This window comes from Amycolatopsis sp. NPDC024027 (assembly GCF_040638975.1).
Taxonomy (GTDB): Bacteria; Actinomycetota; Actinomycetes; order Mycobacteriales; family Pseudonocardiaceae; genus Amycolatopsis.
In genome coordinates, this window is sequence record NZ_JBEZYY010000017.1 from 92,186 (window position 1) to 118,218 (window position 26,033).

The 26,033-nt window shown below is 73.0% G+C and carries 26 protein-coding genes; 12 read left to right on the forward strand and 14 right to left on the reverse strand.

Annotated features, from left to right (window positions below):
• Window positions 1–54: 54 nt before the first annotated feature.
• A complete protein-coding gene (locus tag AB0F52_RS34305) occupies window positions 55–1,566 on the forward strand; it encodes a family 43 glycosylhydrolase (protein ID WP_360180046.1) in 1,512 nt (503 codons plus the stop codon).
• 18 nt (window positions 1,567–1,584) lie between these two features.
• On the opposite strand, the gene AB0F52_RS34310 is transcribed toward AB0F52_RS34305, so the two are convergent.
• Together AB0F52_RS34310 and AB0F52_RS34315 are read right to left on the reverse strand one after the other, a co-directional pair.
• Window positions 1,585–2,454 (reverse strand): M56 family metallopeptidase, encoded by an 870-nt coding sequence (locus tag AB0F52_RS34310; protein ID WP_360180048.1) that lies wholly within the window; start codon window positions 2,452–2,454, stop codon window positions 1,585–1,587.
• Window positions 2,451–2,807: a BlaI/MecI/CopY family transcriptional regulator gene (locus AB0F52_RS34315; protein ID WP_360180050.1), complete on the reverse strand. Its 357-nt coding sequence runs from the start codon at window positions 2,805–2,807 to the stop codon at window positions 2,451–2,453. The genes AB0F52_RS34310 and AB0F52_RS34315 overlap by 4 nt, the downstream gene beginning before the upstream one ends.
• Before the next feature lie 99 nt (window positions 2,808–2,906).
• Here AB0F52_RS34315 and AB0F52_RS34320 point away from each other — a divergent pair, with 99 nt between their 5' ends.
• Entirely contained in the window at window positions 2,907–4,703 is a 1,797-nt protein-coding gene (locus AB0F52_RS34320; RefSeq protein WP_360180052.1) for a glycosyltransferase family 39 protein, read from the forward strand.
• A gap of 185 nt (window positions 4,704–4,888) precedes the next feature.
• On the opposite strand, the gene AB0F52_RS34325 is transcribed toward AB0F52_RS34320, so the two are convergent.
• Complete coding sequence (locus AB0F52_RS34325; RefSeq protein WP_360180054.1) at window positions 4,889–5,101, reverse strand: hypothetical protein; 213 nt, start codon at window positions 5,099–5,101, stop codon at window positions 4,889–4,891.
• Window positions 5,102–5,473: 372 nt separating this feature from the next.
• Between AB0F52_RS34325 and AB0F52_RS34330 the strand changes: the two genes are divergently transcribed.
• Window positions 5,474–6,685, forward strand: coding sequence for an MFS transporter (locus AB0F52_RS34330; RefSeq protein WP_360180056.1), 1,212 nt, complete (start codon window positions 5,474–5,476; stop codon window positions 6,683–6,685).
• Here the strand turns inward: AB0F52_RS34330 and AB0F52_RS34335 are convergent.
• Entirely contained in the window at window positions 6,666–7,526 is an 861-nt protein-coding gene (locus AB0F52_RS34335) for a helix-turn-helix transcriptional regulator (protein WP_360180058.1), read from the reverse strand. The two genes, AB0F52_RS34330 and AB0F52_RS34335, sit on opposite strands and share 20 nt — an antisense overlap.
• 100 nt (window positions 7,527–7,626) lie before the next feature.
• On the opposite strand from AB0F52_RS34335, the gene AB0F52_RS34340 reads away from it, so the two are divergent.
• The 6 genes from AB0F52_RS34340 to AB0F52_RS34365 all read left to right on the forward strand — a co-directional run bounded on the left by AB0F52_RS34340 (window position 7,627) and on the right by AB0F52_RS34365 (window position 13,156).
• Window positions 7,627–8,589 (forward strand): SDR family NAD(P)-dependent oxidoreductase, encoded by a 963-nt coding sequence (locus AB0F52_RS34340; protein ID WP_360180060.1) that lies wholly within the window; start codon window positions 7,627–7,629, stop codon window positions 8,587–8,589.
• Window positions 8,534–9,157 (forward strand): TetR family transcriptional regulator, encoded by a 624-nt coding sequence (locus AB0F52_RS34345; protein WP_360180062.1) that lies wholly within the window; start codon window positions 8,534–8,536, stop codon window positions 9,155–9,157. The genes AB0F52_RS34340 and AB0F52_RS34345 overlap by 56 nt, the downstream gene beginning before the upstream one ends.
• A complete protein-coding gene (locus AB0F52_RS34350) occupies window positions 9,147–10,277 on the forward strand; it encodes an epoxide hydrolase family protein (protein ID WP_360180064.1) in 1,131 nt (376 codons plus the stop codon). The genes AB0F52_RS34345 and AB0F52_RS34350 overlap by 11 nt, the downstream gene beginning before the upstream one ends.
• Window positions 10,274–11,224: a helix-turn-helix domain-containing protein gene (locus AB0F52_RS34355; RefSeq protein WP_360180066.1), complete on the forward strand. Its 951-nt coding sequence runs from the start codon at window positions 10,274–10,276 to the stop codon at window positions 11,222–11,224. Before AB0F52_RS34350 ends, AB0F52_RS34355 begins: the two co-directional genes overlap by 4 nt.
• A gap of 78 nt (window positions 11,225–11,302) precedes the next feature.
• The gene (locus AB0F52_RS34360; RefSeq protein ID WP_360180068.1) at window positions 11,303–11,998 is read left to right on the forward strand and encodes an alpha/beta hydrolase; all 696 of its coding nucleotides are present in this window, start codon (window positions 11,303–11,305) and stop codon (window positions 11,996–11,998) included.
• Between the two features lie 27 nt (window positions 11,999–12,025).
• Window positions 12,026–13,156 carry an epoxide hydrolase family protein gene (locus AB0F52_RS34365; protein ID WP_360180317.1) on the forward strand — a complete coding sequence of 377 codons (1,131 nt, stop codon included), beginning with the start codon at window positions 12,026–12,028 and terminating at the stop codon, window positions 13,154–13,156.
• On the opposite strand, the gene AB0F52_RS34370 is transcribed toward AB0F52_RS34365, so the two are convergent.
• Entirely contained in the window at window positions 13,140–14,042 is a 903-nt protein-coding gene (locus AB0F52_RS34370) for an alpha/beta hydrolase (RefSeq protein ID WP_360180070.1), read from the reverse strand. The two genes, AB0F52_RS34365 and AB0F52_RS34370, sit on opposite strands and share 17 nt — an antisense overlap.
• Before the next feature lie 92 nt (window positions 14,043–14,134).
• Here AB0F52_RS34370 and AB0F52_RS34375 point away from each other — a divergent pair, with 92 nt between their 5' ends.
• Window positions 14,135–14,704, forward strand: a complete 570-nt coding sequence (locus tag AB0F52_RS34375) for a carboxymuconolactone decarboxylase family protein (protein ID WP_360180072.1) — start codon at window positions 14,135–14,137, stop codon at window positions 14,702–14,704.
• Window positions 14,697–15,503, forward strand: coding sequence for a helix-turn-helix transcriptional regulator (locus AB0F52_RS34380; protein ID WP_360180074.1), 807 nt, complete (start codon window positions 14,697–14,699; stop codon window positions 15,501–15,503). The genes AB0F52_RS34375 and AB0F52_RS34380 overlap by 8 nt, the downstream gene beginning before the upstream one ends.
• A gap of 18 nt (window positions 15,504–15,521) precedes the next feature.
• Here the strand turns inward: AB0F52_RS34380 and AB0F52_RS34385 are convergent, their stop codons facing one another.
• A complete protein-coding gene (locus tag AB0F52_RS34385; RefSeq protein ID WP_360180076.1) occupies window positions 15,522–16,643 on the reverse strand; it encodes an epoxide hydrolase in 1,122 nt (373 codons plus the stop codon).
• Between the two features lie 142 nt (window positions 16,644–16,785).
• Here AB0F52_RS34385 and AB0F52_RS34390 point away from each other — a divergent pair, with 142 nt between their 5' ends.
• Window positions 16,786–17,709 (forward strand): NADP-dependent oxidoreductase, encoded by a 924-nt coding sequence (locus AB0F52_RS34390; protein WP_360180078.1) that lies wholly within the window; start codon window positions 16,786–16,788, stop codon window positions 17,707–17,709.
• 8 nt (window positions 17,710–17,717) lie between these two features.
• On the opposite strand, the gene AB0F52_RS34395 is transcribed toward AB0F52_RS34390, so the two are convergent.
• Genes AB0F52_RS34395 through AB0F52_RS34430 form a run of 8 tightly spaced genes read right to left on the reverse strand, consistent with a single transcriptional unit; the run spans window position 17,718 to window position 26,021 of the window.
• Window positions 17,718–17,984, reverse strand: a complete 267-nt coding sequence (locus AB0F52_RS34395) for a hypothetical protein (RefSeq protein ID WP_360180080.1) — start codon at window positions 17,982–17,984, stop codon at window positions 17,718–17,720.
• Window positions 17,985–18,014: 30 nt separating this feature from the next.
• A complete protein-coding gene (locus tag AB0F52_RS34400) occupies window positions 18,015–19,487 on the reverse strand; it encodes a class I adenylate-forming enzyme family protein (RefSeq protein WP_360180082.1) in 1,473 nt (490 codons plus the stop codon).
• A complete protein-coding gene (locus AB0F52_RS34405) occupies window positions 19,484–20,851 on the reverse strand; it encodes a CoA transferase (RefSeq protein WP_360180084.1) in 1,368 nt (455 codons plus the stop codon). Before AB0F52_RS34405 ends, AB0F52_RS34400 begins: the two co-directional genes overlap by 4 nt.
• On the reverse strand, window positions 20,848–21,633 hold the full coding sequence (locus tag AB0F52_RS34410) for a class I SAM-dependent methyltransferase (RefSeq protein ID WP_360180086.1): 786 nt from the start codon (window positions 21,631–21,633) through the stop codon (window positions 20,848–20,850). Before AB0F52_RS34410 ends, AB0F52_RS34405 begins: the two co-directional genes overlap by 4 nt.
• Window positions 21,630–23,177, reverse strand: a complete 1,548-nt coding sequence (locus AB0F52_RS34415; RefSeq protein ID WP_360180088.1) for a class I adenylate-forming enzyme family protein — start codon at window positions 23,175–23,177, stop codon at window positions 21,630–21,632. The genes AB0F52_RS34410 and AB0F52_RS34415 overlap by 4 nt, the downstream gene beginning before the upstream one ends.
• Entirely contained in the window at window positions 23,174–24,472 is a 1,299-nt protein-coding gene (locus AB0F52_RS34420) for an FAD-dependent oxidoreductase (RefSeq protein WP_360180090.1), read from the reverse strand. Before AB0F52_RS34420 ends, AB0F52_RS34415 begins: the two co-directional genes overlap by 4 nt.
• Window positions 24,469–25,386, reverse strand: coding sequence for a UbiA family prenyltransferase (locus tag AB0F52_RS34425; protein WP_360180092.1), 918 nt, complete (start codon window positions 25,384–25,386; stop codon window positions 24,469–24,471). Before AB0F52_RS34425 ends, AB0F52_RS34420 begins: the two co-directional genes overlap by 4 nt.
• A complete protein-coding gene (locus AB0F52_RS34430; RefSeq protein WP_360180094.1) occupies window positions 25,383–26,021 on the reverse strand; it encodes a class I SAM-dependent methyltransferase in 639 nt (212 codons plus the stop codon). The genes AB0F52_RS34425 and AB0F52_RS34430 overlap by 4 nt, the downstream gene beginning before the upstream one ends.
• Between the last annotated feature and the right edge of the window lie 12 nt (window positions 26,022–26,033).

Here is a 26,033-nt window from a genome sequence, read left to right on the forward strand (position 1 = left end):
GCGCGTGCCTGCCACGGATGGATCGCCCAGTGCTCTCATCGCGGAGGTCATGAAGTGCTGAAAAGGAACTTCCGGCGAACGCTCGCTTCGATCCTGCTGCCCCTCTCCGTCGCGCTGACGTCCGTCGGTGGTGCGGCCGGTGCCGGCGCGGCCACCCCGCGCACCGCCGCGGCCGTCACGATCCAGAACGACGTGTTCTGGAAGGACACCTCGGGGAACCCGGTCTATTCGCAGGGCGGAGGTGTCCTGAAGGTCGGCGGCACGTATTACTGGTACGGGGCCAAGTACAACGGCGCGGTCAGCTACGCCGGCAACCCGGCGGGCGGGAAGAACAGTGACACGTCGCTGAGTGCGATCACCATTTATTCGTCGACCGACCTGGCGAACTGGAAGTTCGAAGGCAACGCGCTGACCGGCGCCGACCTCGGCGGTGGCTGGGTCGGCCGGATCGGTGTCGCCCGCAACCCCGGCACGGGCAAGTACGTGCTGGTCTCGCAGCTGGACAGCGGGCTGGTGTTCGCCACGAGCAGCACGCCGAACGGCCGGTTCACCCGGGCGGGCACGCAGTCGAGCATCGGCGGTGTCTCCACCGGCATGTCCGGCGACCAGTCGGTCTTCACCGACGACGACGGCAAGGCGTATCTGGTCTACAGCAACAAGAGCGGCCGGTCCCACCTGTACGTCTCGACGTTGCGGGCTTCGGACTTCCTCCAAGTCGACCCGGCCAAGAACGTCTACAACAGTTCGGCGGGCGGGCGTGAGGGCAACATCATGTTCAAGTACGGCGGGACGTACTACTTCTGTTCCTCCGACCTGCACGGCTGGAACGCGTCCCACACGTACTGCATCAGCGCGAAGAACATCATGGGCCCGTATTCGGCGGAATTCGTGCTGCAGGGAACGGACGCCGACTTCTCGCACGTGACGCAAACCGGCCTGGCGTTCACGGTGACCGGTTCGCAAGGATCGTTCGTGGTGTTCGGCGGTGATCGCTGGAGCGACTTCGCCGGCAACGGCATCGGGTACAACGACTGGGTTCCCGTCACCTTCAACGGAACCACGCCGGTGTTCCACTCGCTGAACCAGTGGACCGTCGACGCCGCAGCGGGAACCTGGTCGGCCGGGCGCGGCAACAACTACGTCCTCAACCCGAGCGCCGAGGCCGACCGGGTGGCGCAGAACGACCTCGCCGGCTGGACCACCACCGGCGGCACCGTGAACAGCAACAAGCTGGGCGGCCACACCGGACGGTGGGCGTTCGCGCAGAGTTCGTCGTCGGCCTACACCGCGAGCAGGTACCAGAACATCGCCCTGCCGAACGGCACCTACACGCTGTCGGCGTGGGTGAAGAGCAGCGGCGGGCAGAAGAAGGCGACCCTCTTCGCGAAGAACTTCGGCGCGGGTGAGCTGAGCACGTCGATCAGCCAGCCGCTCGGCAGCTGGACGAAGGTGAGCGTCTCCGGCATTGCGGTGACGAACGGGTCGATCCAGGTGGGGGTGTTCTCCGACGCGAACGCGGGCAACTGGGTGAACGTCGACGACTTCAGCCTGGTGCAGACCGGCTGACGTGTCGCGAATCGGGCCTCAGAACGGGGTGAGCAGCAGGCTGAGGGGCGTTGCCAGCACGGTCAGCACGGTGGCGGTCACGAAAGCCGGCAGCACGCGTGGACCGGTGGTCGGCGGCCGGCGGAGCCGGTCGATCCGGTACGTCGTGGCCGCTGCCGCGCCGAGGGTTCCGGGTGGTGCGGCAGCCGCGCCGTGCGCCCGGAACTTCTCCAGTGCCGCGGCGACGGTGTCGCGGCCGTGCCGCCGGGCGGCCCGGTCGTCGGCACGCATCTCCAGCAGGAGGTGGATGTCCGCGCTCACCCCGTGGCAGCGGGGGAACAACCGGGCCAGCGCGGTGAAGGGGGCGAGCGCGAGGTCGTGGCGTTCGCGCAGGTGGGTGTGCTCGTGGGCGAGGACCGCGGCCAGTTCGCCGTCGGTGAGCAAGGCGCGAGCACCGGTGCTGAGCACGATCTCGGCCGTGCGGCCGGGCACGCAGTACGCGACCGGCAGCGGATGATCCAGGAACAACGCGCCATCGCGTGCTTCGGCGAGCAGTGCGAGGAGGTTGCGGTGCCGTGCTCGCTGCCGGGCGACCCGGATCGCGCACCACAACTGCTGCCCGGCCAGCCCGGCGGCCAGGGCCAGTCCGGCGGTGATCGCCAGCGTGCGGAGCGGGTCCGGCGGCGTGGTGGCGAAAGCGAGCAGGCCCGGCACGATGCCGCGACGCAGGGGCATGAGCCCCAGCGCGAGCAGCCCGCTGACGGCCGAGACGACGATCGTCAGCGCGATCGCCTGCCACAAGGCCACCGCCAGCCACGGTCGCAGGCCCGTCCACCGCGCCCGGCGCAGATAGCCGGCCGCGAGCCCGGCCAGGACCAGCGCGGCGACGTGGTGCAGGACGTAGATCATGTCCGGCGCTTGCGGGTGAGTGCCCTGCGGAGGACGGCCGCCTCCTCGGCGCTCACCGCCTGCGCGAAGTGCGTCAGCGCGCCATCACGATCGCCGGTCTCGCCGAGTGCCTCGAACATCAGCTCGGCGACGTACTGATCGCGGCTCGCCGCGGGAGCGTACAGCCAAGCGCGCCTGTCGCGTTCCCGGCGCAGGAAACCCTTGTCCGCCAGGCGGGACAAGACCGTCATCACCGTCGTGTAGGCGAGGCCGCGGTCGGCCAGGGCCTCGTGGACCGCGCGCACGCTGACCGGGCCGCTGCGCGCCCACAAGGCGTCCATCACGGCGCGCTCCAGCTCACCGAGCTTCCCCATCGACCCTCCGTTCGTCACGACTCAGCGTAGTAGACAAGCCCGCGCCTCGTGTAGTACTACTTCGCGTAGTACTACAAGTTGTAGCGAAGGAGGGGTGCGATGCGGCGGCCGCTGGTCGTGCTGACGCTGGTGGCGGGCTTTCTCCACGGCTGGGGGTTGTTCCGTGGCGGGACGCACTACTACTACAGCGCGGCGGTGCGCAGCATGAGCACGAACTGGTCCGCGTTCGCCTTCGGCGCTGTCGATCCGGCCTCGAGCATGACGGTGGACAAGCTGCCGGGTGGCCTGTGGATCCAGGCCCTCTTCGTGCGGGTGCTCGGTTTCCATTCCTGGGTCCTGCTGCTGCCGGGGGCCCTCGCCGCGACGGCCACCGTGCCGCTGCTGTTCGCGGCCGTCCGCCGCTGGGCCGGGACGCGGGCCGGAGTGATCGCCGCGGTCGTGCTCCTCGTCTCGCCGGTGGTGTTCGTGACCGCGCGGGTCAACCTGGTCGACCCGCTGCTGGTGTTGTGCCTGGTCGCGGCCGCCTATGCGATGACCCGCGCCCTCGAAGACCACCGATGGCGCTGGGTCGCCGTGGCCGGTGTCCTGGTCGGCGCGGGGTTCCAGATCAAGATGATCGAGGCGTGGGTCGTCCTGCCCGCGCTGGTGGCCGCGTGTCTGGCCGGTTCGGGGCCGCGGGGGTGGCGGGCGACGGTCCTGGGCGGGACCGCCACCGTGGTGTCGCTGGGCTGGCTCGTCGTGGCCGGCTTCATCCCACGCGGCGAACGCCCGCACGTCGACGGCAGCCGGGACGACTCGTGGTGGGAAATGGTCTTCGGCTACAACGGCCTCGGCCGGGGGCTGGCCGGAGGCGGCTCACCGCTGTCCGCGACGGCGGCACCCTACGGCGGCGCGCCCGGCCCGCTGCGGCTAGTCGACGATCAGCTCGGCGGCCAAGCCGGCTGGCTCGTTCCGCTGGCGCTGGTGCTTCTGGCCGCCTGCTGGTGGACGCGCCGCGACGATCCTCTGTGGACACTCTGGGGCGGCTGGCTGCTCACGGCCGCGCTGGTGCTCAGCTTCCTGCCGGGCCTGCACCCGTACTACGCGACGCTCCTCGCCCCGGCGTTGGCCGCGGTCGTCGGCGCCGGGGTGCCGGTGGCCTGGGCGTGGTGGCGAGACCGCAGCAGCCTCCGGTGGGTGCTGCCACTCGGCGGCGTCCTGTCCGCCGCGGGCGCCGTCGTGGTGGTGACCCGGGCGGGCGGCCCCGGCTGGCTGGTGGGGGTGGTGACCGTGGTCGTCCTCGGGCTGGTGCTGGGCGGACCTCGTCGTGAGGTCGCCGCGGCGGGGACGGTGGTGCTGCTGGCCGGGCCGGTCGCCTGGATCGCGATCACCCCCGCCGTGCCGCCGAACTCCATGCACACCGCCAACCCGGTCGCGGGACCGCAGACCGCCGTCGCGGTCTTCGGCGTCGCCGATCCTCGCATCACCTTGGCCCGGATCCTCGGCGTGCCGCCGACGGGGCCGGTGCCCGCGATCGACGCGCCCTTGCCCGGCTCCGACGTCGACCCCGACCTGCTGCACCATCTGCAGGCGCGGCGCACGGGGGAGCGGTTCCTCTTCGCGACCGGGGACGCGAGCACCGCGTCGCCCTACCTCGCCGCCGGGTACAGCGTGCTGCCGATGGGCGGGTTCACGGGCTTTTCGCCGTATCCGGAGCTGAGCGAAGTCGCCGGGCTGGTGCAAGGGGGGCAGTTGCGGTTCCTCTACCTGACCGCGGTGCCCGGCCTGCCGGGGGTGCTCGGAGAACGCGCGGCGTGGGCGCGCAGCCACTGCGCGCCGGTCCCGCTCCGGACGCCGGGCGGCATGACGTTGTTCGACTGCGCGGGTGCATCGTGGCACGGTCGGTCGCGGTCTTGACGCGGTACCGGTCGCGAGCGCGTCGCCCCGCCGCCGGCCGACTTCGGTGGCTCGCCGACGTGCCCGTCGACGCCGGGCGGCGGGTCAGGAACAGTGCGCGAGCCGGTTTCCCTCCCGGCGTCGCCCGGTTCTCGTGATGCCGGCCGTCTTGGGGGTGGGAAGCACCCCGCCACGGCCGGCCGGTGTCATCGGCGGCGGGCGCGGCGTCCGGACGGGTCGTGCGCCCGTGCGTTCTCCGCTTCCGGCCGTCCGTTCGCGCCGGCCGAGGGTTCGAAGGCCGCTGCCGGCGTGTACACCGGCTGGAGGAACAGGCTGCCGTACCGGCTCTCCTGGGGCGCGGTGAGCGCTTCGGGCCGGGGCTCTTCGTCGAGGGGGTGGCTGAACAGCGAGCTGTCCATGGTGGAAGTGGTGATCGGGGATCCTTTCGTGGGCGCCACCGGAGCGGGTGCGCTGGTCACCGGGGGTGGTCCCACCGGTTTCAGCCGCCGAAGTGGCTCGGTGACCGGCTGGATTGAGGGCCGAGGAGGGCGCGGGTTCGACCACTTGCGCACGAAATACTCTCGGACACCGCTCACTGTACACCACGCCCGCGGCGCCGCGCGTTCCCGCCGGGCGATCGGCGGCTGCCGCCCCGCCTCGGCGTGGGCACGCCGGGCCGCCGAGGCGAGATTCGCGGCCGGCGATTCGCGGGAATCGGCGCTTTAATCGACCGGCTCCGGATTGCTAGGGTGGTTCTTCGACACGGCATCCGGCAACCAGGGGAGTTCGGGGTGCGTGCTTTCGTTGTGCTGAAGGGAAATTCGCCGTTCCGCCGGTTCTGGCTCGGCATGCTGATCTCCCGCACCGGAGACGTCGTCACGGTGGTGGCGATCTCCTGGCTGGTGCTGGACATCGCGGGTCCCGCGGAGCTGGGGCTGGTCGTGCTGTGCCAGGGCCTTCCCCGGATCGTGGCCGGACCCGTCGCCGGGCGCCTGCTGGACCGGGTGCCACCGCGGCTGTTGCTCGGGTGGGACAACGCTGTCCGCGGTGTCCTCATCGGACTCGTTCCGGTGCTGTGGTCGGTCGGCGGGCTCAGCGTGACTGTCCTTTGTGTCCTATCCGCCGCTGCCGCCGTGGTGTCGGTGCTGACCGAAGTCGCCGAGAGCGCTGTCGTGCCCCGGCTGGTCCCGGCGTCCGAACTGGACGCCGCGAACACGGCGCTGGCCACCAATTGGGAGGCCGCCGCGGTCCTCGGGCCGCCGCTGGCCGGAGCGCTCGTCGCGGCGGCCACGGCGCCGGTCGCGCTCGTCGCCGACGCGGCGAGCTTCTTCGTGATGAGCGCGCTGTGCTTCGCCCTGCCGGTCATCGCGCCGGTGCCCGCCGACGGCACGCGGCCCGGGTTCGGCGCCATCCTGCGGCTGCCGGTCGTGTTCTGGACTTCGGTGGCCACGTGCGGGTTCCTCTTCCTCGGCGGGATGACCGAGGTCCTGTACCCGGTGTTGAGCCGGGAGGTCCTGCACACGGGTCCGGTCGGCTACGGGCTGCTGGTGGGCGCGGCCGGTGCCGGCGGCTTGGCGGGCGTGGTCGTCGGCGTGCCGCTCGTGACCCGCCTGCGCCCGAAGTGGCGCGTACCGGCCATCGTGCTGGCCGGCACGGTGCCCTTCGCCTTGCTGACCACCACCGCGGCGCTCGTCCCGGCCGTCGTGCTGGTCGCGGTGGCGGGCGCGTGCTGGGGACCGTACTTCGCGGTCGAGCGCACCTTGGTGCAGCGCCTGACCCCGGCCGCGGTCCGCGGCAGCGTCATGGGAGCCCGGACGGCGATCTCCGCGCTCGGCTTCCCGGCCGGCAGCGCGGTGGCGGGAACGCTGAGCGCGAGCTTCGGCCCGGTGTCCGTCGTGGTGGGGGCGGCCGCGGGCTACCTGCTGGTGGCGGCAACGGCGGTCGCGGCCGTGCGGTGCGGTCAGGCCGGTCGCCCGGCCGGTGTCATTCGGTTCCGACGGTGAACTTCTCGGTGCCGAGCACCGTGAGCAGCGCGAGCTTTTCCTGGTCCGCGGTACCCGGAGTGGCGGTGAAGATGAGCAGTGACCGGCCCTCGTCGGGCTCGAGCAGGAGCTGGCAGTAGAGGTCGAGCCGGCCGATTTCGGGGTGGACGAACCGCTTGGTGCCGCTGAGCCGGAGGCCCACTTCGTGCCGCTCCCACAGCCGGTCGAATTCGCCGCTGGTGGCGCGCAGGGCCGCGACGAGCTCCCCGGCGGGCGAACCGGGTCCGTCGCGGGTGACCGCCGCGCGCAGCTGGGCGACGTTGACGCGGCTGTTCCCGGCGTGGTCGCCGGGGTGGTACCGCTCGCGGGCGGCCGGATCGGTGAACCAGCGGAACGGCGCGCTGCGGGCGTGGCCGGTGTACTGCGTCTGCTCGCCCAGCAGCGCGACCGCGGACGGGGTCTGCAGCAGCGTCTCGCCCAGCGGACCCATGATCTGGGCCGGGGTGTCGGCGATGCGGTCCATGACGCGCATCAGGCCGGGGCTCACGTGGCCGGCCCGCAGGTCGCGGCGGGCCGTGCGGTAGCCCGCCAGGAGGAACAGGTGATCACGTTCGTCGGGGGTGAGCCGCAGGCCCCGGGCGACGGCCGCGAGCATCGGCTCGGAAGGCTGCGGCCCGTCGCCGCGCTCCAGGCGGGCGAAGTAGTCCGCGGACATGCTGCACAGCTCCGCGACCTCTTCCCGCCGCAGGCCCGGCGCGCGCCGGCGTGGCCCGCGCCGGAGCCCGACGTCTTCCGGTTGCAACGCCGCCCGCCGGGTGCGCAGGAAGGCGCCGAGAGTGGCGGCGTCGAACGTGCGGTCCATGACCTCATTGTCGCGATCCCGGCGTCGCTCGACCACGACCTGCCGGTCAGTGGCTGAGCGCGTCCTTCCTCGTCCGGGCCGCGGTCCGTTCACTGGCTGCATGACCAAGACCGAATGGACAGAGAACGAAATCCCGGACCGCACCGGCCGGACCGTGGTGATCACCGGCGCCGGCCGCGGACTCGGCCTGATCACCGCCCGCGCTTTGGCGCGAGCCGGCGCCCGGGTCGTGCTCGGCGTGCGCGACCTCGAGCAGGGCCGGCGTGCCGTCGCCGGGCTGCCCGGCCGCTTCGACGTCCGGCCGCTGGACGTCGCCGACCTCGGTTCGGTGCGGGCCTTCGCCGCCGCCTGGTCGGGTGACCTCGACGTGCTGATCAACAACGCCGGCGTCATGGACGTCCCCGCCGCGCGGACGGCGGACGGCTTCGACCGGCAGACGGCGACCAACTACCTCGGCCCGTTCGTGCTGACGAACCTGCTGCTCGGGCACGTCACCGACCGGGTGGTGCACGTCACGAGCCAGCTGCACCGCCAGGGCCGGCTCGACCTGACCGACCTGGACTGGCGCACTCGCCCGTACCACGGCATGGCCGCTTACCGGGCGTCGAAGCTCGCCGTCGTGCTGCACTCCCTGGAGCTGCAGCGCCGCCTCGACGCCCAGGGCAGCGCGGTCCGCTCGGTGCTCGCCAGCCCGGGGATCGCCCGCACCGGCCTGGCCGCCCACTCGCGGTCGGACATCGTCAACCGCGTCCCGTTCCTCACCAACTCGCCCGAGCGGGGTGCGTTGTCGCTGCTCTATGCCGCGACGCAGGACGTTCCCGGCAACGCCTACGTCGGGCCCGGCGGTCTCGGCGGCCTTCGCGGCTTTCCGGCCGTCAACCGGGCGGGCAAGAACGGCCTCGACGAGGAGCTGGCCGGCCGGCTCTGGGACGTGACCGCCGAACTCGTCGGCGCGGTCACCCGGTCTCCTGCGACGGCGGCCGGCGCCGGTGTGTACATTTGTTCTTATGGCTCTCCCCGGATCGCCGGACCGGACCGCCGGCCGGCGACCCCGCCGGCATGATCCCGGCCGCCGGATCCGCATTCTCGACGCCGCGCTGGATGTCCTGGTGGAGCGCGGGATGGCCGGGATGACGCACCGGCACGTCGCCGCCCGGGCCGACGTGCCGCTCGGATCGGTCACGTACCACTTCGCCGGCTTGGCCGAACTGCAGGCGCAGGCGTTTGCGCGCTTCGTGGAGCTGCGGACCGCGGTGTTCGAGAGGCTCTTCGACGACGTCGGGACCCGCGAGGAGTTCGTCGAGGTGCTGGTCGACCTCGTCCACGCGAGCCCGGCCCGGCAGCGCAGCGCGGTGCTCGGATTCGAGCTGCACCTGGCGGCCCTGCGCGACCCCGGGCTCCGCGTGCTGGCCGAGGCGTGGACGAGGAGCAGCCAGGAGGTGCTGGCCCGGTTCGTCGGCGCGGAAGCGGCCGCACGCCTGGACGCGCTGCTCGAAGGGATGATCATGCACGCACTGCTGGCGACCGGACCACGGTCCCGGGAGGCGGCGCGAGCGGCCATCGATCCGGCTGTCGAGCTGCCCGGCCCGGACGGCTTTCCGCGAACGCGAGGAGAACACCATGTCCGATAGGCCCGTGCTCGCGGTCACCGACGCCGAACTCGGCGAGCTGCGGACCCGGCTGGCCGGCACGCGCTGGCCGGCTCCGTGGCCGGTGCCCGGCTGGTCGGCGGGCACCGATCCCGGCGAGCTGCGGCGGCTGGTCGATCACTGGGCCTCCGGCTACGACTGGCGTGCGCAGGAAGCCGCCATCAACGCCCTGCCCCACCGGTTCGCGGACATCGCCGGGACGCCGGTGCACTACCTGCGGTTCGACGGCGAAGCCCCGGACGCCTTGCCGATCGTGCTGACCAACGGGTGGCCCAGCTCGTTCCTGGAGCTGACCGAGTTCGCCCAGCGGCTGGCCACGCCGTCCGAGCACGGTGGTTCGGCGGCGGACTCCTTCACCGTCATCGTCCCGTCGCTGCCCGGCTTCGCCTTCTCCCCGCAACGTCCTTCGCTCGCGGATCCCGTGCAGACCCACGAACTGTGGCACCTGCTCATGCGCGAGGAACTGGGCTTCTCCCGCTACGCGGCGCACGGCGGGGACCTGGGCGCGGGCATCACCTCCCGGCTGGCCGAAGCCCATCCCGAGGCGCTGGCCGGGATCCACTTGACGGCCGTCGCCGGACCGGTCGCCTACGACGACGAGACCCTCACCGCGCCGGAGCGGGCCTACCTCGGCTCGGTGGCGACCTGGTCGGCGCGGGAAGGCGCCTACCAGCACCAGCAGAGCACCCGGCCGGTCACCCTGGCCTACGGCTTGACCGACTCGCCGGCCGGGCTGCTCGCCTGGATCGTCGAGAAGTACCGCGCGTGGAGCGACTGCGGCGGTGACCTGTCCTCGCGGTTCAGCGACGACTTCCTGCTGACGCAGGCGTCGCTCTACTGGTTCACCAACACCATTTCGACGTCGTTCCGGCCGTACTACGAGTACGGGGAGGACCTGACCCGCAGGGTCGAGCGGGTCGAGGTGCCGACCGCCGTGGCGCTGTTCCCGGCCGACCTGACCCAGCCGCCGCGCAGCTGGGCGGAGCGCACGTACCACGTCACGAGGTACACGACGATGCCCCGCGGCGGCCACTTCGCCGCCCACGAGGAACCCGAACTGCTCGCCCGCGACGTCAGCGACTTCTTCCGGGCGCTGCGGTGACCCGGCACCGGATGGTCGTCGTCCTGCTCGAGCACGTCCTGCCCCTCGACTACGCGATCCCGGTGCACGTGTTCGGCCGGGAGGCGCCGGAGGCGTACGACCTCGTGACGGTGTCCGTGGGAGGCGGCCCCGTGCCGGTGGCCGGGGGCACGACGGTGCTTCCGGACGGCGGGCTGGAGCTGCTGCGCCGGGCGGACACGATCGTCGTGCCGGGCTACGCCGACGCCGTCGAGCGTGAGCTGCCCGGTTCGTTGCTGCGGGCGCTCGCCGGTGCGCACCGGCGGGGTGTCCGGCTGGTGTCCATCTGTTCCGGGGCGTTCGCCTTGGCGCGGGCCGGTGTCCTCGACGGGCTGACGGTGACCACCCACTGGTCGCTGTGCGCGGACCTCGCCGAGCGGTTTCCCGCGCTGACCGTCGACCAGTCGGTGCTCGTGGCGGGGACCGGCTCGGTGCTCACCTCCGGCGGCGTGACCGCCGGCGTGGACCTGTGCCTGCACCTGCTGAACGCCGACCTCGGACCGGCGGCCGCGCGGCACGTCGCACGGCGCATCGTGATGGCGCCGCGCCCGGCGGACGGGCAGCGGCAGTTCGTGGAGAAGGCGGTCGTCCCGCCCGGCGACGACGTCATCGCGCGGGCTCAGCAGTGGATGCTCGTGTCGCTGGGACAGCCCCTGTCGGTGAAGGACGTGGCCACCCGGTTCGCCATGTCGGAGCGGACGTTCCACCGGCGCTTCCGCGAGAAGGCCGGGGTGCCGCCGCTGACCTGGCTGCGCGACCAGCGCATCTTGCGGGCCAAGGAACTCCTGGAGAGCTCGGATCTGTCCATAGCGGACATCGCGCGCCGGGTCGGCTTCGGCACGGCGACCAACCTGCGGGTGCAGTTCCGGCGCGCGACGAACGTTTCGCCCCGCGAACACCGGAGGGCGTTCACCTTCGACGGCGGCTGAGCCCGTTGGCGGGATGGTTTCGATAGTCGGCAGGACTGCCACTGTCTTCGAGCGCCGCGCGGAGCCGAAACTGAGGGCATGAATCAGCCGACCTTCGTTCTCGTCCACGGCGCCCTGACCGATGCTTCGGTGTGGCGCCGCGTCTCCGTGCACTTGCAGGACGCCGGGCACACCGTCATCGCGCCTTCCTTGCCGATGCGCGACTTCGACGGCGACATCGCCTACCTCGGGCAGTTCCTGGGCACGCTCACCGGCCCGCTCGTGGTCGCCGCCCACTCCTACGCCGGGTCGGTGATCTCGGCTCCCGGTGCCTTGACCGAAGCCGTCCGTTCGCTCGTGTTCGTCACGGCGTTCCAGCAGGACGCGGGGGAGACGGCGGGTGCGCTCAACGGGAAGTTCCCGGGCAGCCTGCTCATTCCGGACAACCTGGTCGTGCGGGAGTACCCCGGCGGCGCGGAGATCTACCTCCGGCCGGACAAGTTCGGTGAGGTCTACGCCGGTGACGCCAGTGCGCGGGACCGGAAGATCCTTGCCGCGGCGCAGAAGCCGTTCGACCCGGTCACCCTGGAAGGCAGCTTCGCGGACGCCGCCAGCTGGCACGCGCTGCCGTCGTGGGCCGTGGTGTCCACACGGGACAAGTCCATTCCCGCCGAAGCCCAGCGGTGGATGGCCGAGCGAGCCGGCTCCGCCGTCGTGGAGGTCGACTCCACGCACGCCGTTCCGCTGGTGCACCCGGAGGTGGTGGCCGAAACGATCCTCCGCGCGGCGGGCTGAGGAGCTACTGTCGGGTCGGTGAGTCCGATGCCTGAAGACCGCGAGCCGTTCCGCATCGCGGTGCCCGACGAGGAGCTGGCCGACCTGCGGCACCGGTTGCGCCACACCCGCTGGCCCGCCGCCGTCGCAGGAGCGGGGTGGCGGTACGGCACGGATCCCGGGTACTTGCGTGAGCTCGTCGAGTACTGGGCGGAGACGTTCGACTGGCGAGGCGAAGAGCGGCGGTTGAACGCCTTCCCGCACTTCCGGAGCGTGGCCGACGGGCTGCGCGTCCACTACGTCCACCAGCGGGCCGGCGGCGGCGGCCTGCCGGTCCTGGTCCTGCACGGGTGGCCGGGGTCGTTCGTGCAGATGCTCGACCTGGTGCCGCTGCTCGCCGCGCCCGGCGAGCACGGCGGAGCACCGGCCGACGCGTTCGACGTCGTCGTCGGATCGCTGCCCGGGTTCGGGTTCTCGGAGGCGCCCGGGGAACCCGGGCTGACCGAGACGCGCATGGCGCGCGCCTTCCACGACGTGATGACGCGGGTGCTCGGGTACGAGCGGTACGCCGTCCGGGGCAGCGATTTCGGCGCGAGTGTCGCCGAAGCACTGGCCGCGCACCACCCCCGGGCCGTGGTGGGCATCCACCTCAGCGGCACGACACCGCGCGCCGACAACCCGCCCGCCGACCCCGGTCCGGCGATCCGCCGGTACCTCGAAGACGTCGAGCGGTGGCGGGCGTCCGAAGTGGGGTACGGCGCGATCCAGGCCACCAAGCCGCAGACCCTGGCCGCGTCGCTCACCGATTCTCCGGCGGGGCTCGCGTCCTGGATCGTGGAGAAGTTCCGCCGGTGGAGCGACTGCGACGGAGACGTCGAACGCCGGTTCACCAAGGACCAGCTGCTGACGAACATCAGCGTCTACTGGTTCACCGGGACGATCGGCTCGTCGATGCGGCTCTACGGCGAGTCCGAGTACCGGCCGGGCGCCGGGTGGGACGTGCCCACGGCCCACCTCATGTCCTCGAAGGACATGTTCCCGACGCCGCGGGAGTGGGTCGAACGGTTCTCGAGGGTCGACCGCTGGACCGAGGTCGGGCGGGGCGGGCACTTCCTCGAGTGGGAGGAACCCCGGCTCGTCGCCGAAGACATGCGGGCGTTCTTCAGAGCGTTGCGCTGAGCAGGGCCTCCACCGCGTCCGCGAACTCCTCCGGCGCCTCTTGGGGCGGGTTGTGCCCGACGTCCCGCAGGAGCCGGTGTTCATACGGCCCGGTGAAGAACGCCCGGTCGCCGGCCGGGCTCGGGCCCGGCAGACCGTCGGCGCCCGTTTCCAGCAGCACGGCCGGAACGGTGATCGGCGGCTGCTTCGCGAGGAGATCTTCCGTCCGCTGGTAGCGGGGATCGCCGTCGGCCAGGCCGTAGCGGTGCCGGTACGAGTGGATGACCACGTCGACGAAGTCGGGATTGTGCAAGCTCGCCGCGCTCGCCGCGAAGGCGGCACCGGCCCCTTCCCACTTCGGCGACCAGCTGCGCCACAACAATGAGCAGAGTTCTTCGCGGTTCCGGGCGAGCCCGCGGCGGCCACGCTCCGAATGGAAGTAGAACTGGTACCAGAAGGCCTGCTCCCAGTCCGGCCTCGTCGGGTCGTTCGCGGCGGCGATGTCCTGGATGTTGTAGCCGTCCACGGTGACCAGCCCGGTGACCCGCTCCGGGTGCAGAGCGGCCGTCACGCAGGCGGCCCGGCCTCCCCAGTCGTAGCCGGCGAGGACCGCGGAGCCGATCTCGAGCGCGTCCATGAACCCGACGAGGTCGTGCCCCAGCGCAGCCTGCTGTCCCGACCGCATCGTCGATTCCTCGCGGAACGACGTCGCGCCGAAGCCCCGGAGGTAGGGGGCGAGGACGAGCGCACCCCGAGCCGCCAGCCGGGAGGCGACTTCGTCGAACGACCGCACGTCGTAGGGAAAGCCGTGGAGCAGGATGACCGGCGGACCGCCGGCCGGACCCGCCTGCTCGTACGCGATGTCCAAAGTGGACGTCCTGGCCCGCCCGGCCGAACTGAATCCCATCGGCCGATTGTCGCACGCCCGCGCGCGACGCGTGGTGATGTTTACCTCCGAGGGAATTGGTTCGCCGCACCCGGCCCGGCAAACTCGACACCATGACCAGTCACCAGCTCCACACCGCAGACACAGCCGCCGACGCCGCGAAGGAGCCGCTCCGGGTCCTTGAAGGCGCTTTCGGGTTCGTGCCCGCCGCGGCCGGCCTCATGGCCAACTCGCCGGCGCTGATCAACACCTTCTTCGCCGCCTTCGGCCACTTCCGGGGCGGGGGCACGTTCGGCCCGGACGAACGGCAGGTCCTGCTGCTGTCCAACGCGGTCGCCAACCGCAGCGAGTGGGCGGTGGCGTTCCACACGCTGGAGTCGCTGCAGGACGGCGTCGCACCCGCCGTGGTCGAGGCGATCCGGCGGGGCGAGCGGCCCGCGGACGAGCGGATGGCGGCGTTGTCGGCCTTCACCCGGTCGCTGATCGAGCGGAAGGGGCACGTCGAGGCCGCGGAGGTGGCGGCGTTCAAGGCGGCGGGCTTCACCGAAGAACAGGTCTTCGAGGTGATCACCGGCGTGGCGATCTCGGCGATGACGAACTACACGGCCAACCTCGCCTGGCCGCCGCTGGAGGACGCGGTGGTGCCGCACGCCTGGAAGACGGGATACTCGGCGGGTGCCTGACGTCGGTCTCCTGCTGAAACAGTGGCGCGGTACCCGGCGGCTGAGCCAGCTGGCGCTGGCCGCCGAGGCCGCCGTGTCGATCCGCCACCTGAGCTTCGTCGAAACGGGACGGGCCAACCCGAGCCGCGCCATGGTGCTGAAGCTCGCGGAGGTCCTCGACGTCCCGCTGCGCGAGCGCAACACCTTGCTGCTCAGTGCCGGCTTCGCCCCGGAGTACCCGGAGTCCGCATTGGACGCACCGGCCCTCGCCGCGGTGCGGGACGCCCTGGAGACCATTCTCGCCCAGCAGGAACCGTTCCCGGCGCTGGTGATGGACCGCGGCTGGGACATCCGGCACACCAACTCCGCGGCTCGCCGGTTCTTCGCCTTCCTCCAGGACGGGCGGCCGGCGGGTCCACCGGGGGCGGCGAACGTGCTTCGCCGGATGTTCCACCCGGACGGCGTGCGACCCCACGTGACGAACTGGCCGGAGGTGGCCGAAGCGCTGGTGCGGCGGGCCCGGCGCGAGGCGATCGGGGGCGTCCTGGACGAGCGGGCCCAGCGGATCCTCGGCGAAGTGCTGGATTACCCGGACGTGCCGGCGCACCTGCGGGTGCTGGACGCGACGTCGCCCGTCCTCCCGATCGTGCCGATCCGGTACGAGCGCGATGGCCGGCGGTTCGACTACTTCTCCACGGTGACGACGTTGGGCACACCCCAGGACGTGACCCTGCAGGAGCTGCGCATCGAATGCTTCTTCCCGCTGAACGACGAAACCCGGGAGCACGCCCGGAAGCTGGCCGGGCCGCCGGGCGGGTGACGACCGGCGTCCGGACGGTCAGCGGACGAGGCGGAAGAACCCGCGCACCTGCTCGACCAGCGACGCCGGCTGCTCCAGTGCGGCGAAGTGGCCACCGCGCGGCAGTTCCTCGAACCAGCGCAGGTCGGTGAACCGCAGTTCGGCCTCCCGCCGCGACGGGCGCGTGATGTCGCGCGGGTAGACCGACAGCCCCGACGGCGCGGTGACCTTGTCCCGGAAGTGGGCGAAGCTCTCCCAGTACAGGCGCGCCGACGACGTGGCCGACGCGGTGAACCAGTAGACCGAGATCTCGTCGAGGATCTTCTGCCGCGGCAACGCGTCCCCGGGGCGGCCCTCGTGGTCCGTCCAGGCCCAGAACTTCTCGGCGATCCAGGCGGCCTGGCCCGCCGGGGAGTCGGTGAGGCCGTAGCCGAGCGTCTGCGGCCGGGTCGCCTGGATCGCCGAGTACCCCCGGCCGGTGCGTTGCATCTCCTTCTCGGCCGCGAGGTTCGCCCGTTCCGCGGGCGTCGGGTCGTCGAACGCGCCCGCCGCCACGGATCCCAGGTTCAGGTGCACGCCGGCGACCCGCTCGGGCGCCACCTCGCCCAGCGCACCGGACACCGCCGAACCCCAGTCGCCGCCCTGCGCGCCGTACCGCTCGTAGCCCAGCGAGACCATCAACGTGTCCCAGGCGCGCGCGATGCGGGTGACGCCCCACCCGGTCGTCGAGGGCTTGTCGCTCCAGCCGTACCCGGGCAGCGACGGTGCGACCAGGTGGAACGCGTCCGCCGGGTCCCCGCCGTGCGCGCGCGGGTCGGTCAGCGGGCCGAGGACGTCCAGGAATTCGAGCACCGAACCCGGCCACCCGTGCGTGAGCACCAGCGGGAAGGCGTCCGGCTCGGGCGACCGGACGTGCAGGAAGTGGAGGCCGAGCCCGTCGACGGTGTCGCGGTACTGCGGGAAGACGTTCAAGCGTTCGGCGAACCCGAAGTCGTAGTCCTCGGCCCAGCTGCGGCACAGCTCCTGCGCGTAGGCCAGCGGCAGCCCCTGTGACCAGTCGTCCACCGGCTCGGGCTCGGGCCACCGCGTCCGGCGCAGCCGGGCCCGCAGATCCGCGATCTCGGCTTCGGTGACGCTGACCTCGAACGGCTCGGCAGCCACAGCGAGCCTCCTTTCCTCGCGGGGAACATTACTTCGCGGGTGTGACCAGTGCCTCAGCCGGTTGCCCCTGACACCGGTGTCAGCGGTCAGGATGGCCGTAGAGCCCGGAACGACCGGGCCGATCACCTGGAAGGCACGGAAAATGGGACAGGCATGGGGTTTCGGCAGGCACGGCGGGCCCGAAGTGCAGGAGTTCTTCGACCGCCCCGATCCCGCTCCCGGTCGCGGTGAGGTGCTGATCCGGGTCGACGTCGCCGGGGTGAACCCCCTCGACCACCTCGTGCGCGCGGGTCTGGTCCCCGGGCTCGACGGCGGGCGTCCGTTTCCCCGCGTGCTCGGCATGGAGGCCGCAGGTACCGTTCTCGCGCTGGGGGAGGACGTCGACGGGCTCGAGGTGGGGGACGCGGTCTTCGGCTTCGCGCTCACCGGCGGCGGCACCTACGCCGAGACGACGGTGCTGTCGGCCCCGAACACCGCGCGCATCCCGGCGGGTCTGTCCGCCACCGTGGCGGCGACGCTGCCGGTGGCGGGAACGACCGCGGTGGACGCGCTCGACCAGCTCGGCCTGCCGACCGGCGCCACGATCCTGGTGAACGGCGTCGGCGGTGGGGTCGGCCTCGCGGTCGCCCGGCTGGCCGCGGCCCGCGAGCTGCACGTGGTCGGCACCGGCAGCGCCGCCAAACGCGAGCCGGCCGAGACCGCCGGGGTGCGATTCGTCGACTACACCACCGAGGACGTCGTCGCCGCGGCCCGTGAGCTGGCTCCCGGCGGCTTCGACGGGATCGTCGACCTGGTCGGCGGTCCCTCGCTGCGGGCGGTCGCCCCGCTGGCGCGCAACCCCCGCGATGTCATCGCCGTGGGCGACCAGTCCGTGCCCGACATCGGCGGCCGTTTCGTCGAGCGCCGCCTCGACCGCTCCAACCTGGAGCGCGCCGCCCGGCTGGCGCTCGACGGCGTCCTCGCGCCCCCGGTCACGGCGGTTCACCCGCTGTCCGACGCCCCGGCCGCCCTCGCCACCGTCGAGAACGGGCACGCCTCGGGCAAGGTCGTCATCAAGGTGACCTGACAAGCTTCTCAGCCGCGGCCCAGGATCTCGGCCAACGCGCTGACGTCCGGTTTCCGCGGCCGCGGAAGCCAGACCGGCTGGTCGGCGCCGCGCGGGGAGAGCACGTTCGGGTAGTGCCGAGTGCGGCCGGGGCCGTGCGCGGTGACCGCGGTGTCCAGGACTTCCTGGCGCACGTGGCCGTCGTGGACCAGCGTGACGGCCTCGGCCAGGGCGAGCGCCGCGCGCTCGGCGTCGGTGAAGGCGGGGTGGGTGCGCCACGACGGGACACCGTCCACGCGTGCGCCGCTCTCGCCGGCGGCCAGCGGTCATCGTGCTCCGTGGTGGGCGGTGGCGAGGCCGGCGAGCGTGCGGAGGCAGACCTTTCCGGTGTGGGTCAGGGGAAGCCGGGCGAGGACGAGCAGGCGTTCGGGGAGTTTGGGCGGGGTGATGCCGCGGTCGGCGCGCAGGAACGTGGTCAGCGCGGCGAGATCGGGAACCGGGTGGCCGGCGCGGACGGTGACGCACGCGCACAGCCGTTCCCCGAGGTCGCGGTCGGGCACGGGCACGCACGCCGCGTCGGCGACGGCGGGGTGGCCGGTCAGCGCCGACTCGACCTCGGCGGGGCTGATGGTGTAGCCGCCGCGGATGACGACGCGCTTGATGCGCCGCAGGACGTGCAGCGTGCCGTCGGTGTCGAAGCTTCCCCGGTCGCCGGTGCGGACCCAGCCGCCGGGGAGCCGGGCTGGTCCGGCGCCGACGTGGTCGAGCGGGGTCATGGGCCCCAGGGCGCAGATTTCGCCGTCGACGATCCGGATGCCGGTCACGGCCGGGTCGGGACGGCCCACGCCGTGCTCGGGCGTGGTGGTGTGGCAGTTGACCCCGTCGGAGGAGCCGTAGACGTTGACCACGTCGACGCCGAACCCCTCGCGGCACCACCGCAGGGTGTCCGCCGGCAGCACGTCACCGCTGGACACGACGGCCCGCAGCGACGAGGTGTCGAAGTCCGCCGCGTGTTCGGCGAGGCGACGCAGCATGGTGGGCACGCCGAACACGTGGGTGGGCCGGTGCTCGGCGACGGTTCGCAGCGCGTCCGACGCGTCGAACCGCGGGCGCAGCAGCAGTGTCCCGCCGAAGCGGCACAGGGTGATGGTGGCCCCGAACGACCCGTAGGCCGAGGACAGCGGCACGAGCACGAGGTCCCGCCACACCGGGGTGTCGCGGTGCACGGCCCGCAGGTAGTTGCCGCGGCCGCCGGCGAAGGCGTTGTGGGAGTAGGCGACGAGCTTCGGCTCGGCTTCCGAACCCGAGGAAACGAGCAGTCTCGCCGGGGATTCCGGGTCCACGGTGACCGGCTTCCACCCTTCGCCCCGGGCGCGGGGTGACACGGTCGGCCACGGCAGGTCGTCGTCGGTGATCACCGACGACGCGCGGGCCCGGCCCAGCAGGTTCAGCGCGTCTGCCCGTCCTCCCGTGAACGGCAGGGCGACCGCGCCGCACGCGGCGACGGCGAGCTCGGCGATCACGGCATCGCGGCCGTTGGGCACGCGGACGCCGACGATGTCGCCCGGCCGGGCCGCCAGCGCGCCTGCCAGCCCCCGCACCTGCTCGGCCAGCTCGGCGTAGGTGAGTTGCCCGCGGTCGTCGACGACGGCGACCCGGTCGGGATGGCGGTCGACCCGGTCGCGCAGCAGTGAGTGCAGGTCCCGGCCGGGGCAGTGCCCGGCGCGGACCCAGGCACGCCTCGCCGCGGCCGGCACCCGGTCGGTGAGCACGATTCCGTTGCGCGAGACCCACGTCATCGGAAGAACTCCCAGGGCGAACCCGGCAGCACGCACCGCTCCCGGACGAGAGCCCGCGCGAACCGCGGGTCCCGGCCCAGCACCGCGAGGTCGGTGCACACCGGCACGGTCGGCGCGGACGTGTCACGGTGCCGGGTGAGCGCGTTGAGGCGCGAGGCGGCGGACAGCAGCGACGACGCCACAGTCTGGCCGCGCCGGGTCCGTTCGCGGCGCAGCAGCGCGTCCACCACGGCGTGGGCGGCGACCACGCCACCGAACACGTCCACGACCGTCATGAGCGAGGCGGGCACCCCCGCGTGGGCCTGGACGACGAAGTCGGTGCCCAGCGGCGGTTCGGGACCGAGTTCGTCGCCCCAGCCGGAGGCGTGCGCGTACACCAAGCCGGCCGGGAAGTCCTCGGCTCGCAGGCCCCAGCGGGCGGCTTTGCGCGGCGCCCAGTTGTGCACGAACACATCCGCCGCCGCGGCGAGGTCGAGCACCTCGTCCCGCCCGGTGCGCAGGTCGATCTCGACCACCGCCTTGCCCCGGCTGAGGGCGAGGAACCGGGCGGAGGTGTCGCCGGCCATCGGCGGTACCCAGCGCAGCGGGTCGCCGCCGGGCGGCTCGATGCGCACCACCGTCGCCCCGAGCATCCCCAGCAGGTGCCCGGCCAGCGGTCCCTGCACGCGCCTGCACGACTCCAGCACGACGATGCCGGACAGCGGCAGCTCCCCGGCCGAGGGGACCTCGTGCCGGGCGTTCCCGCGCGGGAAGATCCGGTAGGCGGGCAGGCTGTCCAGCGGCCGCTCCGCCCGGACGACCAGGGTCATGCCGACCCGTCGGGCGGTGGTCTCCAGGACCGCGAGCGGGAAGCGGGCGGCGGAGGCGGCGAACTCGGGCGGCAGCGGGCAGGTGGCCGTGGCGAAGCGGTGCAGGAAGGGGCGCCAGCCCCGTTCGACGGCCCGGGCGGGAACACCCAGCTCGGCCCAGAACGTCTGCCACAGAACGGGATCCAGTGCCTCCACCTCGAACACCACGCCGTCGGACGACCGGAACGGCGGGCCCGCGCCGGGCTGCCACTCGTCGGGTTCGTCGGCGGTCGCGGCCGCCAGGTACTGCGAGACCGCAAGCAGCGCGGCCTGCGCGACGGAAGTGGTGTGCCCGGCGAGCGGTACGCCGCGGGTGCGCCCCAGTTCGACGGCGAGCACCCCGATCGCGGACAGTTCGACGGCGACGGCCCGGGCGTAATCCATCCCGAGCGGTTCGGGACGGCCGAGCCGGCGGCCGTGGACGTGCATCAGCCCGCACGCCGCCTGCACGTCGGGTTCCCCGCGCAGCGGGAGGTCGACGGGTCCGCTCCAGCTCGGCGCGTCGACGGCGGTCATGCGGGACGCCGGCCCTGGACGGTGTAGAAGACGCAAGACGTGGCGCGGAACGCGGGATGCGTCATCGCGGCGCGGGCGGACTGCAGGCCGGTGTCGGTGGCGCCCACCGCGAGCAGCTTGTCGCGGAGGTGATGGGTGTGGTGGACCAGCAGGTGCAGTCCGGGGGAGTCGGCGGTCCACTGCTGCACCACCGGTGCCGGGTCCACCTCCACCAGGCCGGCGGCGACCATCGAGGCGGCGACGCGGCGGCCCCAGCGGCAGTCCGCGCCCGCCGCGTCGAACATGCGCTCCTTGGCGGCCAGGAACTCCTCGTAGGCGGCGGCGTGGCCGGCGTTGGCGGCCAGCAGCACCGGTCCGTAGCCGACGTCGAACTCGTCCAGCTGCAGCAGACCACCGGGCTTGAGGGCGCGCACGAGCTTGCGCAGCACCTGTTCGCGCTCGGGCAGGTGCAGCAGCACGAGACGGGCGTGGACGAGGTCGAACCCGGCTTCGGGCAGCGGGTCGTGGACGACGTCGTGCCGCAGTACGGTCAGCCCCTCGGCGGGCGGGACGTGCTCGGGCTTGACGTCGGTGGCCACGACCGACGCGCCGCGATCGGCGAGCCAGTGCGCGACGCTGCCGCCGCCGGCGCCGACCTCCAGGCACCGCCACCCCGGTCCGACGCCGGTGCGTTCCAGCCGGGCGAGCGTCGTGGGGTCGTAGGCGGCGGCCAGGCAGCGGTGCTGCTCGGTGGCGTGCACGCTGTGGTTGTCGAAGGCGTAGCCCTCTTGGATCGTGGTCATGTCCACCTTCCGGTGCCGTGGGTGCCGGTGTGCCCGGCGATGCGGGTGAGCAGTTCGCGGCGGCGCACCTTGCCGGTGCCGGTGCGCGGGAGGTCGTCCCAGGTGACGACGCGCGGGGGCGCCAGGGGCGGCAGGCCGGCGAGGGCGGCCCGCCAGCGCTGCGGGTCGAGGCTTCCGTCGGCGGTGACGACGACCGGGACGGGCGGGCGGCCCGGGGTGCCCAGGACGACGCACTCGACCACCTCGGGCAGCCGGTTCTCGAGCACGTCCTCGGTCTGCAGGCAGCTCAGGCCGGGCACGGTGTCGACCTCGCGGTCGAGCAGCAGCACGCCTCCGGTCCGGGTGCGCACGCCGAGGTCTCCGGTGTTCCACCAGCCGTCGCTGTTCTTGTCCTGCCAGCGGTCCTGTTCGCCCACGTACCCGGCGCAGAGGGCCTTGGTCCGGGCCAGCACGAGTCCCGGCTGCCCGCGAGGCACCGGCCGGAACGTCTCGGCGTCCACGACCGCGAGCTTCGCCCGGCCCGGCAGCGGGCGGCCGAGGTGGCGGGCGTGGGTGGCGCGGTCGACGGCGGCACGGGTGAGGAAGCGGAACGTCAGCGGCCCGGTTTCGGTCTGCCCCCAGCCCTGCATCCACAGTGGACGGCGGCGGCGCGACGCGTGGAGCATGGTGCGCACGACGGGCGGGTGCACGGCGTCGTAGGTGCTGACGAACAGGCGTACGTCACGGAAGGGGTTGTCCGCATCGCGTGCCAGGGGGCGCCACCGCACGTAGGCGGCGGGCAGGGCCTCGATGGTGGTGGGCGGGTGGGCGCCGAGCAGTTCCCGGGCCGAGGCGGGGTCCGACAGGAGCACGATCTTGCGCGGGGCGAGGCAGAACACGCTGCCGGTCCAGCAGAAGGGGCGGCCGTGGGCGTAGGAGGAGGCGTTGGCGACGACGTCGTCGCGGCGGGTGCCCACGAGCGGGACGCGCAGCGCCTCGAACCGGGCGAGCCGGTCGATGATGGTGCGCGTGGTGTGGACGACCAGCTTGGGGGTGCCCGTCGTGCCGGAGGTGTGGTTGATCACCAGCGGGTCGTCGTCGGGCCGGTGCCGGGGCGCGGGGGCTCGGGTGCCCCGCACGTCGTCGAGCGCAAGTTCCCCCGCGCCGGGGGCGGCCAGGGACAGCACGCGGCGGGCGCGGTGCGCCGGGACGGGCCGGTCGGTGACGAGGACCGCCGGCTCGAGGCGCTCGAGCAGCGTTTCCAGGACGTCGCCGGGCAGCTCGCCCGACAGCAGGGCGGGTACGGCGCCGAGCCGGATCGCCGCGCAGGCCAGCAGGTCGTAGTCGTAGTGGTTGCGTTTGACCACCGCGACCCGCTCTCCCGGGCGGGCCCCGGCGGCGTGCAGCCAGCCCGCGGCCTCTTCCACGAGGCCGGCCAGCTGGGGCACGGTGAATGCGGTGCCCCGGCCGGGCGCGATGTCGAAGGGCCGGTCGAGCACGACGGTGGTGTGCGTGCGGCGCGCGGCGACCTCGTCGAACAGGGTGCCCATGTCGTGGGGCCTCATACGGGTTCCCTCCTGGCGGGGTGGGCGGAGAGCAGCCGGGCGGCGGCGCGCTGCCCGGAGCGCACGGCCGCCTCGCTGCACGGCACGAGACCGGTCCAGTCGCCGGCGTACTCGACCGCGGAGACGGGCCGGGTGGCGAAGGCGGCGCGCAGGGCCAACGCGCGCGGGGTGGCTTCGGGCAGGGCGTCGCGGAAGCGGGTGACCAGGGCGCCGGTGGCCGTGCGCAGCGCGGGGAGGAACCGCCGGCCCGCGCCGGACAGGACGTCGGCCACCTCGGCATCGGTCGCGTCGAGCAGGTCGGGAGTGACGGCGGGATTCGCCATCACGGTGACCAGGCCCCGGCCGGCGGGCGCCCGCCCCGGGTGCTTGACGTGGTCGAGGATGAGCGTGGACACCACCCGGTCCTCCGCGGCGGGGACGACGATCGCGTAGGAGCGCGATGCCGGGCGGGTCGGCAGCATGAAGTGCGCCTTGACCACCGGAGTGAACGTGGCGGCGGCGAGGAACTCCGCCTCCTGGGCGGGGGCGTCGAGGTGCAGGACGCGGGCCACCGGTGCGGGCACGGCGAGCACGACCTGCCGCGCGCGGATCCGGTCGTCGCCGCAGAGCACCACGACCGATCCGGACTCCGGCACCACGCCGTCGACCCGGACGCCGGTGGTGACGTCCAGGGACCCGGCCAGGGCGCGCGCGAAGGTGTCCATGCCGTCGCGGTAGGTGCGCCAGGTGTTCGCCGGTCCGGCGGCGGCCAGCAGCGCGAGCAGCGGTGCCGCCGCCGAACGCTCGGGCCGCCAGCCGAAGAACCCGGACACGACCGGCTGGCACAGGTAGTCCAGCACGTCGGGGTGGAAGGCCCCGGCGAACTCGGCGACCGTGCCGAGGGCGGCGCGTTCCGGGTGGTCGAAGTCCGGGCGCACGCGCAGCACCCGCGGCAGGTCCAGCCGGGCGCGTGGCCCGAGGCCGGCCCCGGTGAGCAGTCCGCGGGGGTGGGCGAGCCCCGGCCGCGCCCGCCCACCGCGCCACACGGCGAGGTGGCGGCCGATGCGGGGCACCGCGGCCCGGTCCACGCCCAGCTGCCCGAGCAGCTCCCACGTGGCGGGGTAGCCGCGTTCGGGCACCTGCTCGGCGCCGGTGTCGACGAGGAAGCCGCCGGTGCGCAGGGTCCGCATCCGGCCGCCCACGGCGTCGGCGGCCTCCAGCACGCGCACCGAGCGCCCGGCGAGGCGCAGCGCGTGCGCGGCGGCCAGTCCGGCGACGCCGGCCCCGATGACGATGACGTCCTCTTCGGCGGTCACAGCAGGTTCACCACGACCAGCGCCACCACGGTGACGCGGTGGATGCGGATGCCCAGGAGGCGGGCGCGCAGGATGTCGCCCTGGCCGAAGGCGATGCGCAGCTGGAGGGCCCGGAGCAGGAGCGTCGGCAGCAGCGCCACCGGGAACCACCACACGGTGCCCAGCCACGGCCCGCAGACGATCAGCGCGGCCTCCACGGCCGTGACGGCGAAGATGAAGCGCATGTTCCCGCGCGGCGAGGTGAGCGCGGCGACGGTCGGCCGGCCCACCCGGCGGTCGCCCTTGATGTCGTTGGTGTTGGAGTAGACGCCGAACAGCAGCGGCCCCAGGCCGAACACCAGCGCCTGCACGACGACGTTGCCGTCGAGCGAGCCCACGGCCAGTCCGTAGGGCGCCAGCACGAGCGCCCAGCCCAGGGCGGCGATGAAGAACTCCTGGAACCCGTGGTAGCTGAGCTTGACACCCCACGAGTACTGCACGGAAAAGAAGTAGGTGACCGCGATCAGCACAACTGTCCACAAGGGAGTATGCGGTGCGGTGACCATCGCCGCGATCCACAGCAGCGCCCCGATGATCCCTGTGACCCACGCGAACCGCAGCACCTGATCCTCGGTCAGCGTCCCGGCGACGAGCGGCTTGCGGTAGCGGCGGCGCTTGAGGTCGTCCGGGGCGTAGTTGGCGACGTCGCTGCCGTCGCGGAAGCCGGTGAGGTCGTCCAGGGCCACCATCGCGGCGATGACGAACACCTCGCCGAGCAGGAACAGGCCGCCGGTGGCGAGCACACCGCCGTCGAAGCGCAGCGCGGCGGGCAGCAGCGTCCCGACGACCAGGACACCGAGGTAGTAGTCGACGATGTCGAGCTTGGCCAGCCGGACGTAGGCGCGGGTGGTGGTGGAGGTGATCGACGTGGTCACCGGTGCCCCTCCAGGGCGATCAGGGCGGCGAAGGACCGGTCGCCGCCGTAGAACACGTCGCGCCGCTCGACCAGCCGGGCACCCGGCAGCAGCTCGAGGTAGGCGTCCAGGTCGCGCAGCCGCGAGTACTTGCCGACCGGGATGTCGGCGTGCTCGTACTCCACCAGCACCAGGTGCCGGGCGGAGGCGGCGATGCGGCGGCACGCTTCGGCGAGGTCGTCCTCGCCGAGCACGTGCATGAGGACCCACACGCACACGGCGACGTCGAACGGCTCTTCGGGTACCGGCAGCCGCTGGACGGCGGCGTGCGCGAACCGCACGTGCGGCAGGGCGGCGCACTCGGCGCGGGCGAGGTCGAGCATCCGGGCGGTCATGTCCACGGCCAGCACGTCGCGGGCCTGCGCGGCGATGGTGGGGGTGAGCCTGCCCATGCCGCAGCCGATCTCCAGCGCGGTGCGGGGCACGATCGCCCGGAGGTGCTCGGTGAGGATCGCGCGGGTGCGTTCGGTGGTGGTCCCGGCGAGGCCGGCGGGCTGGGACGCGCGCATGACGCGCGTCAGGCCGGGGCGCGCGGCCCGGCGGTGCCACTCCAGGGCGACGGCGTCGGCGGTGGGAGCGGGGGTGGTGTGCGGCATGGGGGTCTCCGT

Excerpts from the sequence above, each read along its gene's own strand:
- AB0F52_RS34310 (WP_360180048.1), bottom strand. The coding sequence starts at position 2,454 with ATGATCTACGTCCTGCACCACGTCGCCGCGCTGGTCCTGGCCGGGCTC.
- AB0F52_RS34315 (WP_360180050.1), bottom strand. The coding sequence starts at position 2,807 with ATGGGGAAGCTCGGTGAGCTGGAGCGCGCCGTGATGGACGCCTTGTGG.
- AB0F52_RS34320 (WP_360180052.1), top strand. The coding sequence starts at position 2,907 with ATGCGGCGGCCGCTGGTCGTGCTGACGCTGGTGGCGGGCTTTCTCCAC.
- AB0F52_RS34325 (WP_360180054.1), bottom strand. The coding sequence starts at position 5,101 with ATGGACAGCTCGCTGTTCAGCCACCCCCTCGACGAAGAGCCCCGGCCC.
- AB0F52_RS34335 (WP_360180058.1), bottom strand. The coding sequence starts at position 7,526 with ATGGACCGCACGTTCGACGCCGCCACTCTCGGCGCCTTCCTGCGCACC.
- AB0F52_RS34340 (WP_360180060.1), top strand. The coding sequence starts at position 7,627 with ATGACCAAGACCGAATGGACAGAGAACGAAATCCCGGACCGCACCGGC.
- AB0F52_RS34345 (WP_360180062.1), top strand. The coding sequence starts at position 8,534 with ATGGCTCTCCCCGGATCGCCGGACCGGACCGCCGGCCGGCGACCCCGC.
- AB0F52_RS34350 (WP_360180064.1), top strand. The coding sequence starts at position 9,147 with ATGTCCGATAGGCCCGTGCTCGCGGTCACCGACGCCGAACTCGGCGAG.
- AB0F52_RS34360 (WP_360180068.1), top strand. The coding sequence starts at position 11,303 with ATGAATCAGCCGACCTTCGTTCTCGTCCACGGCGCCCTGACCGATGCT.
- AB0F52_RS34365 (WP_360180317.1), top strand. The coding sequence starts at position 12,026 with ATGCCTGAAGACCGCGAGCCGTTCCGCATCGCGGTGCCCGACGAGGAG.
- AB0F52_RS34370 (WP_360180070.1), bottom strand. The coding sequence starts at position 14,042 with ATGGGATTCAGTTCGGCCGGGCGGGCCAGGACGTCCACTTTGGACATC.
- AB0F52_RS34375 (WP_360180072.1), top strand. The coding sequence starts at position 14,135 with ATGACCAGTCACCAGCTCCACACCGCAGACACAGCCGCCGACGCCGCG.
- AB0F52_RS34390 (WP_360180078.1), top strand. The coding sequence starts at position 16,786 with ATGGGACAGGCATGGGGTTTCGGCAGGCACGGCGGGCCCGAAGTGCAG.
- AB0F52_RS34400 (WP_360180082.1), bottom strand. The coding sequence starts at position 19,487 with ATGACGTGGGTCTCGCGCAACGGAATCGTGCTCACCGACCGGGTGCCG.
- AB0F52_RS34405 (WP_360180084.1), bottom strand. The coding sequence starts at position 20,851 with ATGACCGCCGTCGACGCGCCGAGCTGGAGCGGACCCGTCGACCTCCCG.
- AB0F52_RS34410 (WP_360180086.1), bottom strand. The coding sequence starts at position 21,633 with ATGACCACGATCCAAGAGGGCTACGCCTTCGACAACCACAGCGTGCAC.
- AB0F52_RS34415 (WP_360180088.1), bottom strand. The coding sequence starts at position 23,177 with ATGAGGCCCCACGACATGGGCACCCTGTTCGACGAGGTCGCCGCGCGC.
- AB0F52_RS34430 (WP_360180094.1), bottom strand. The coding sequence starts at position 26,021 with ATGCCGCACACCACCCCCGCTCCCACCGCCGACGCCGTCGCCCTGGAG.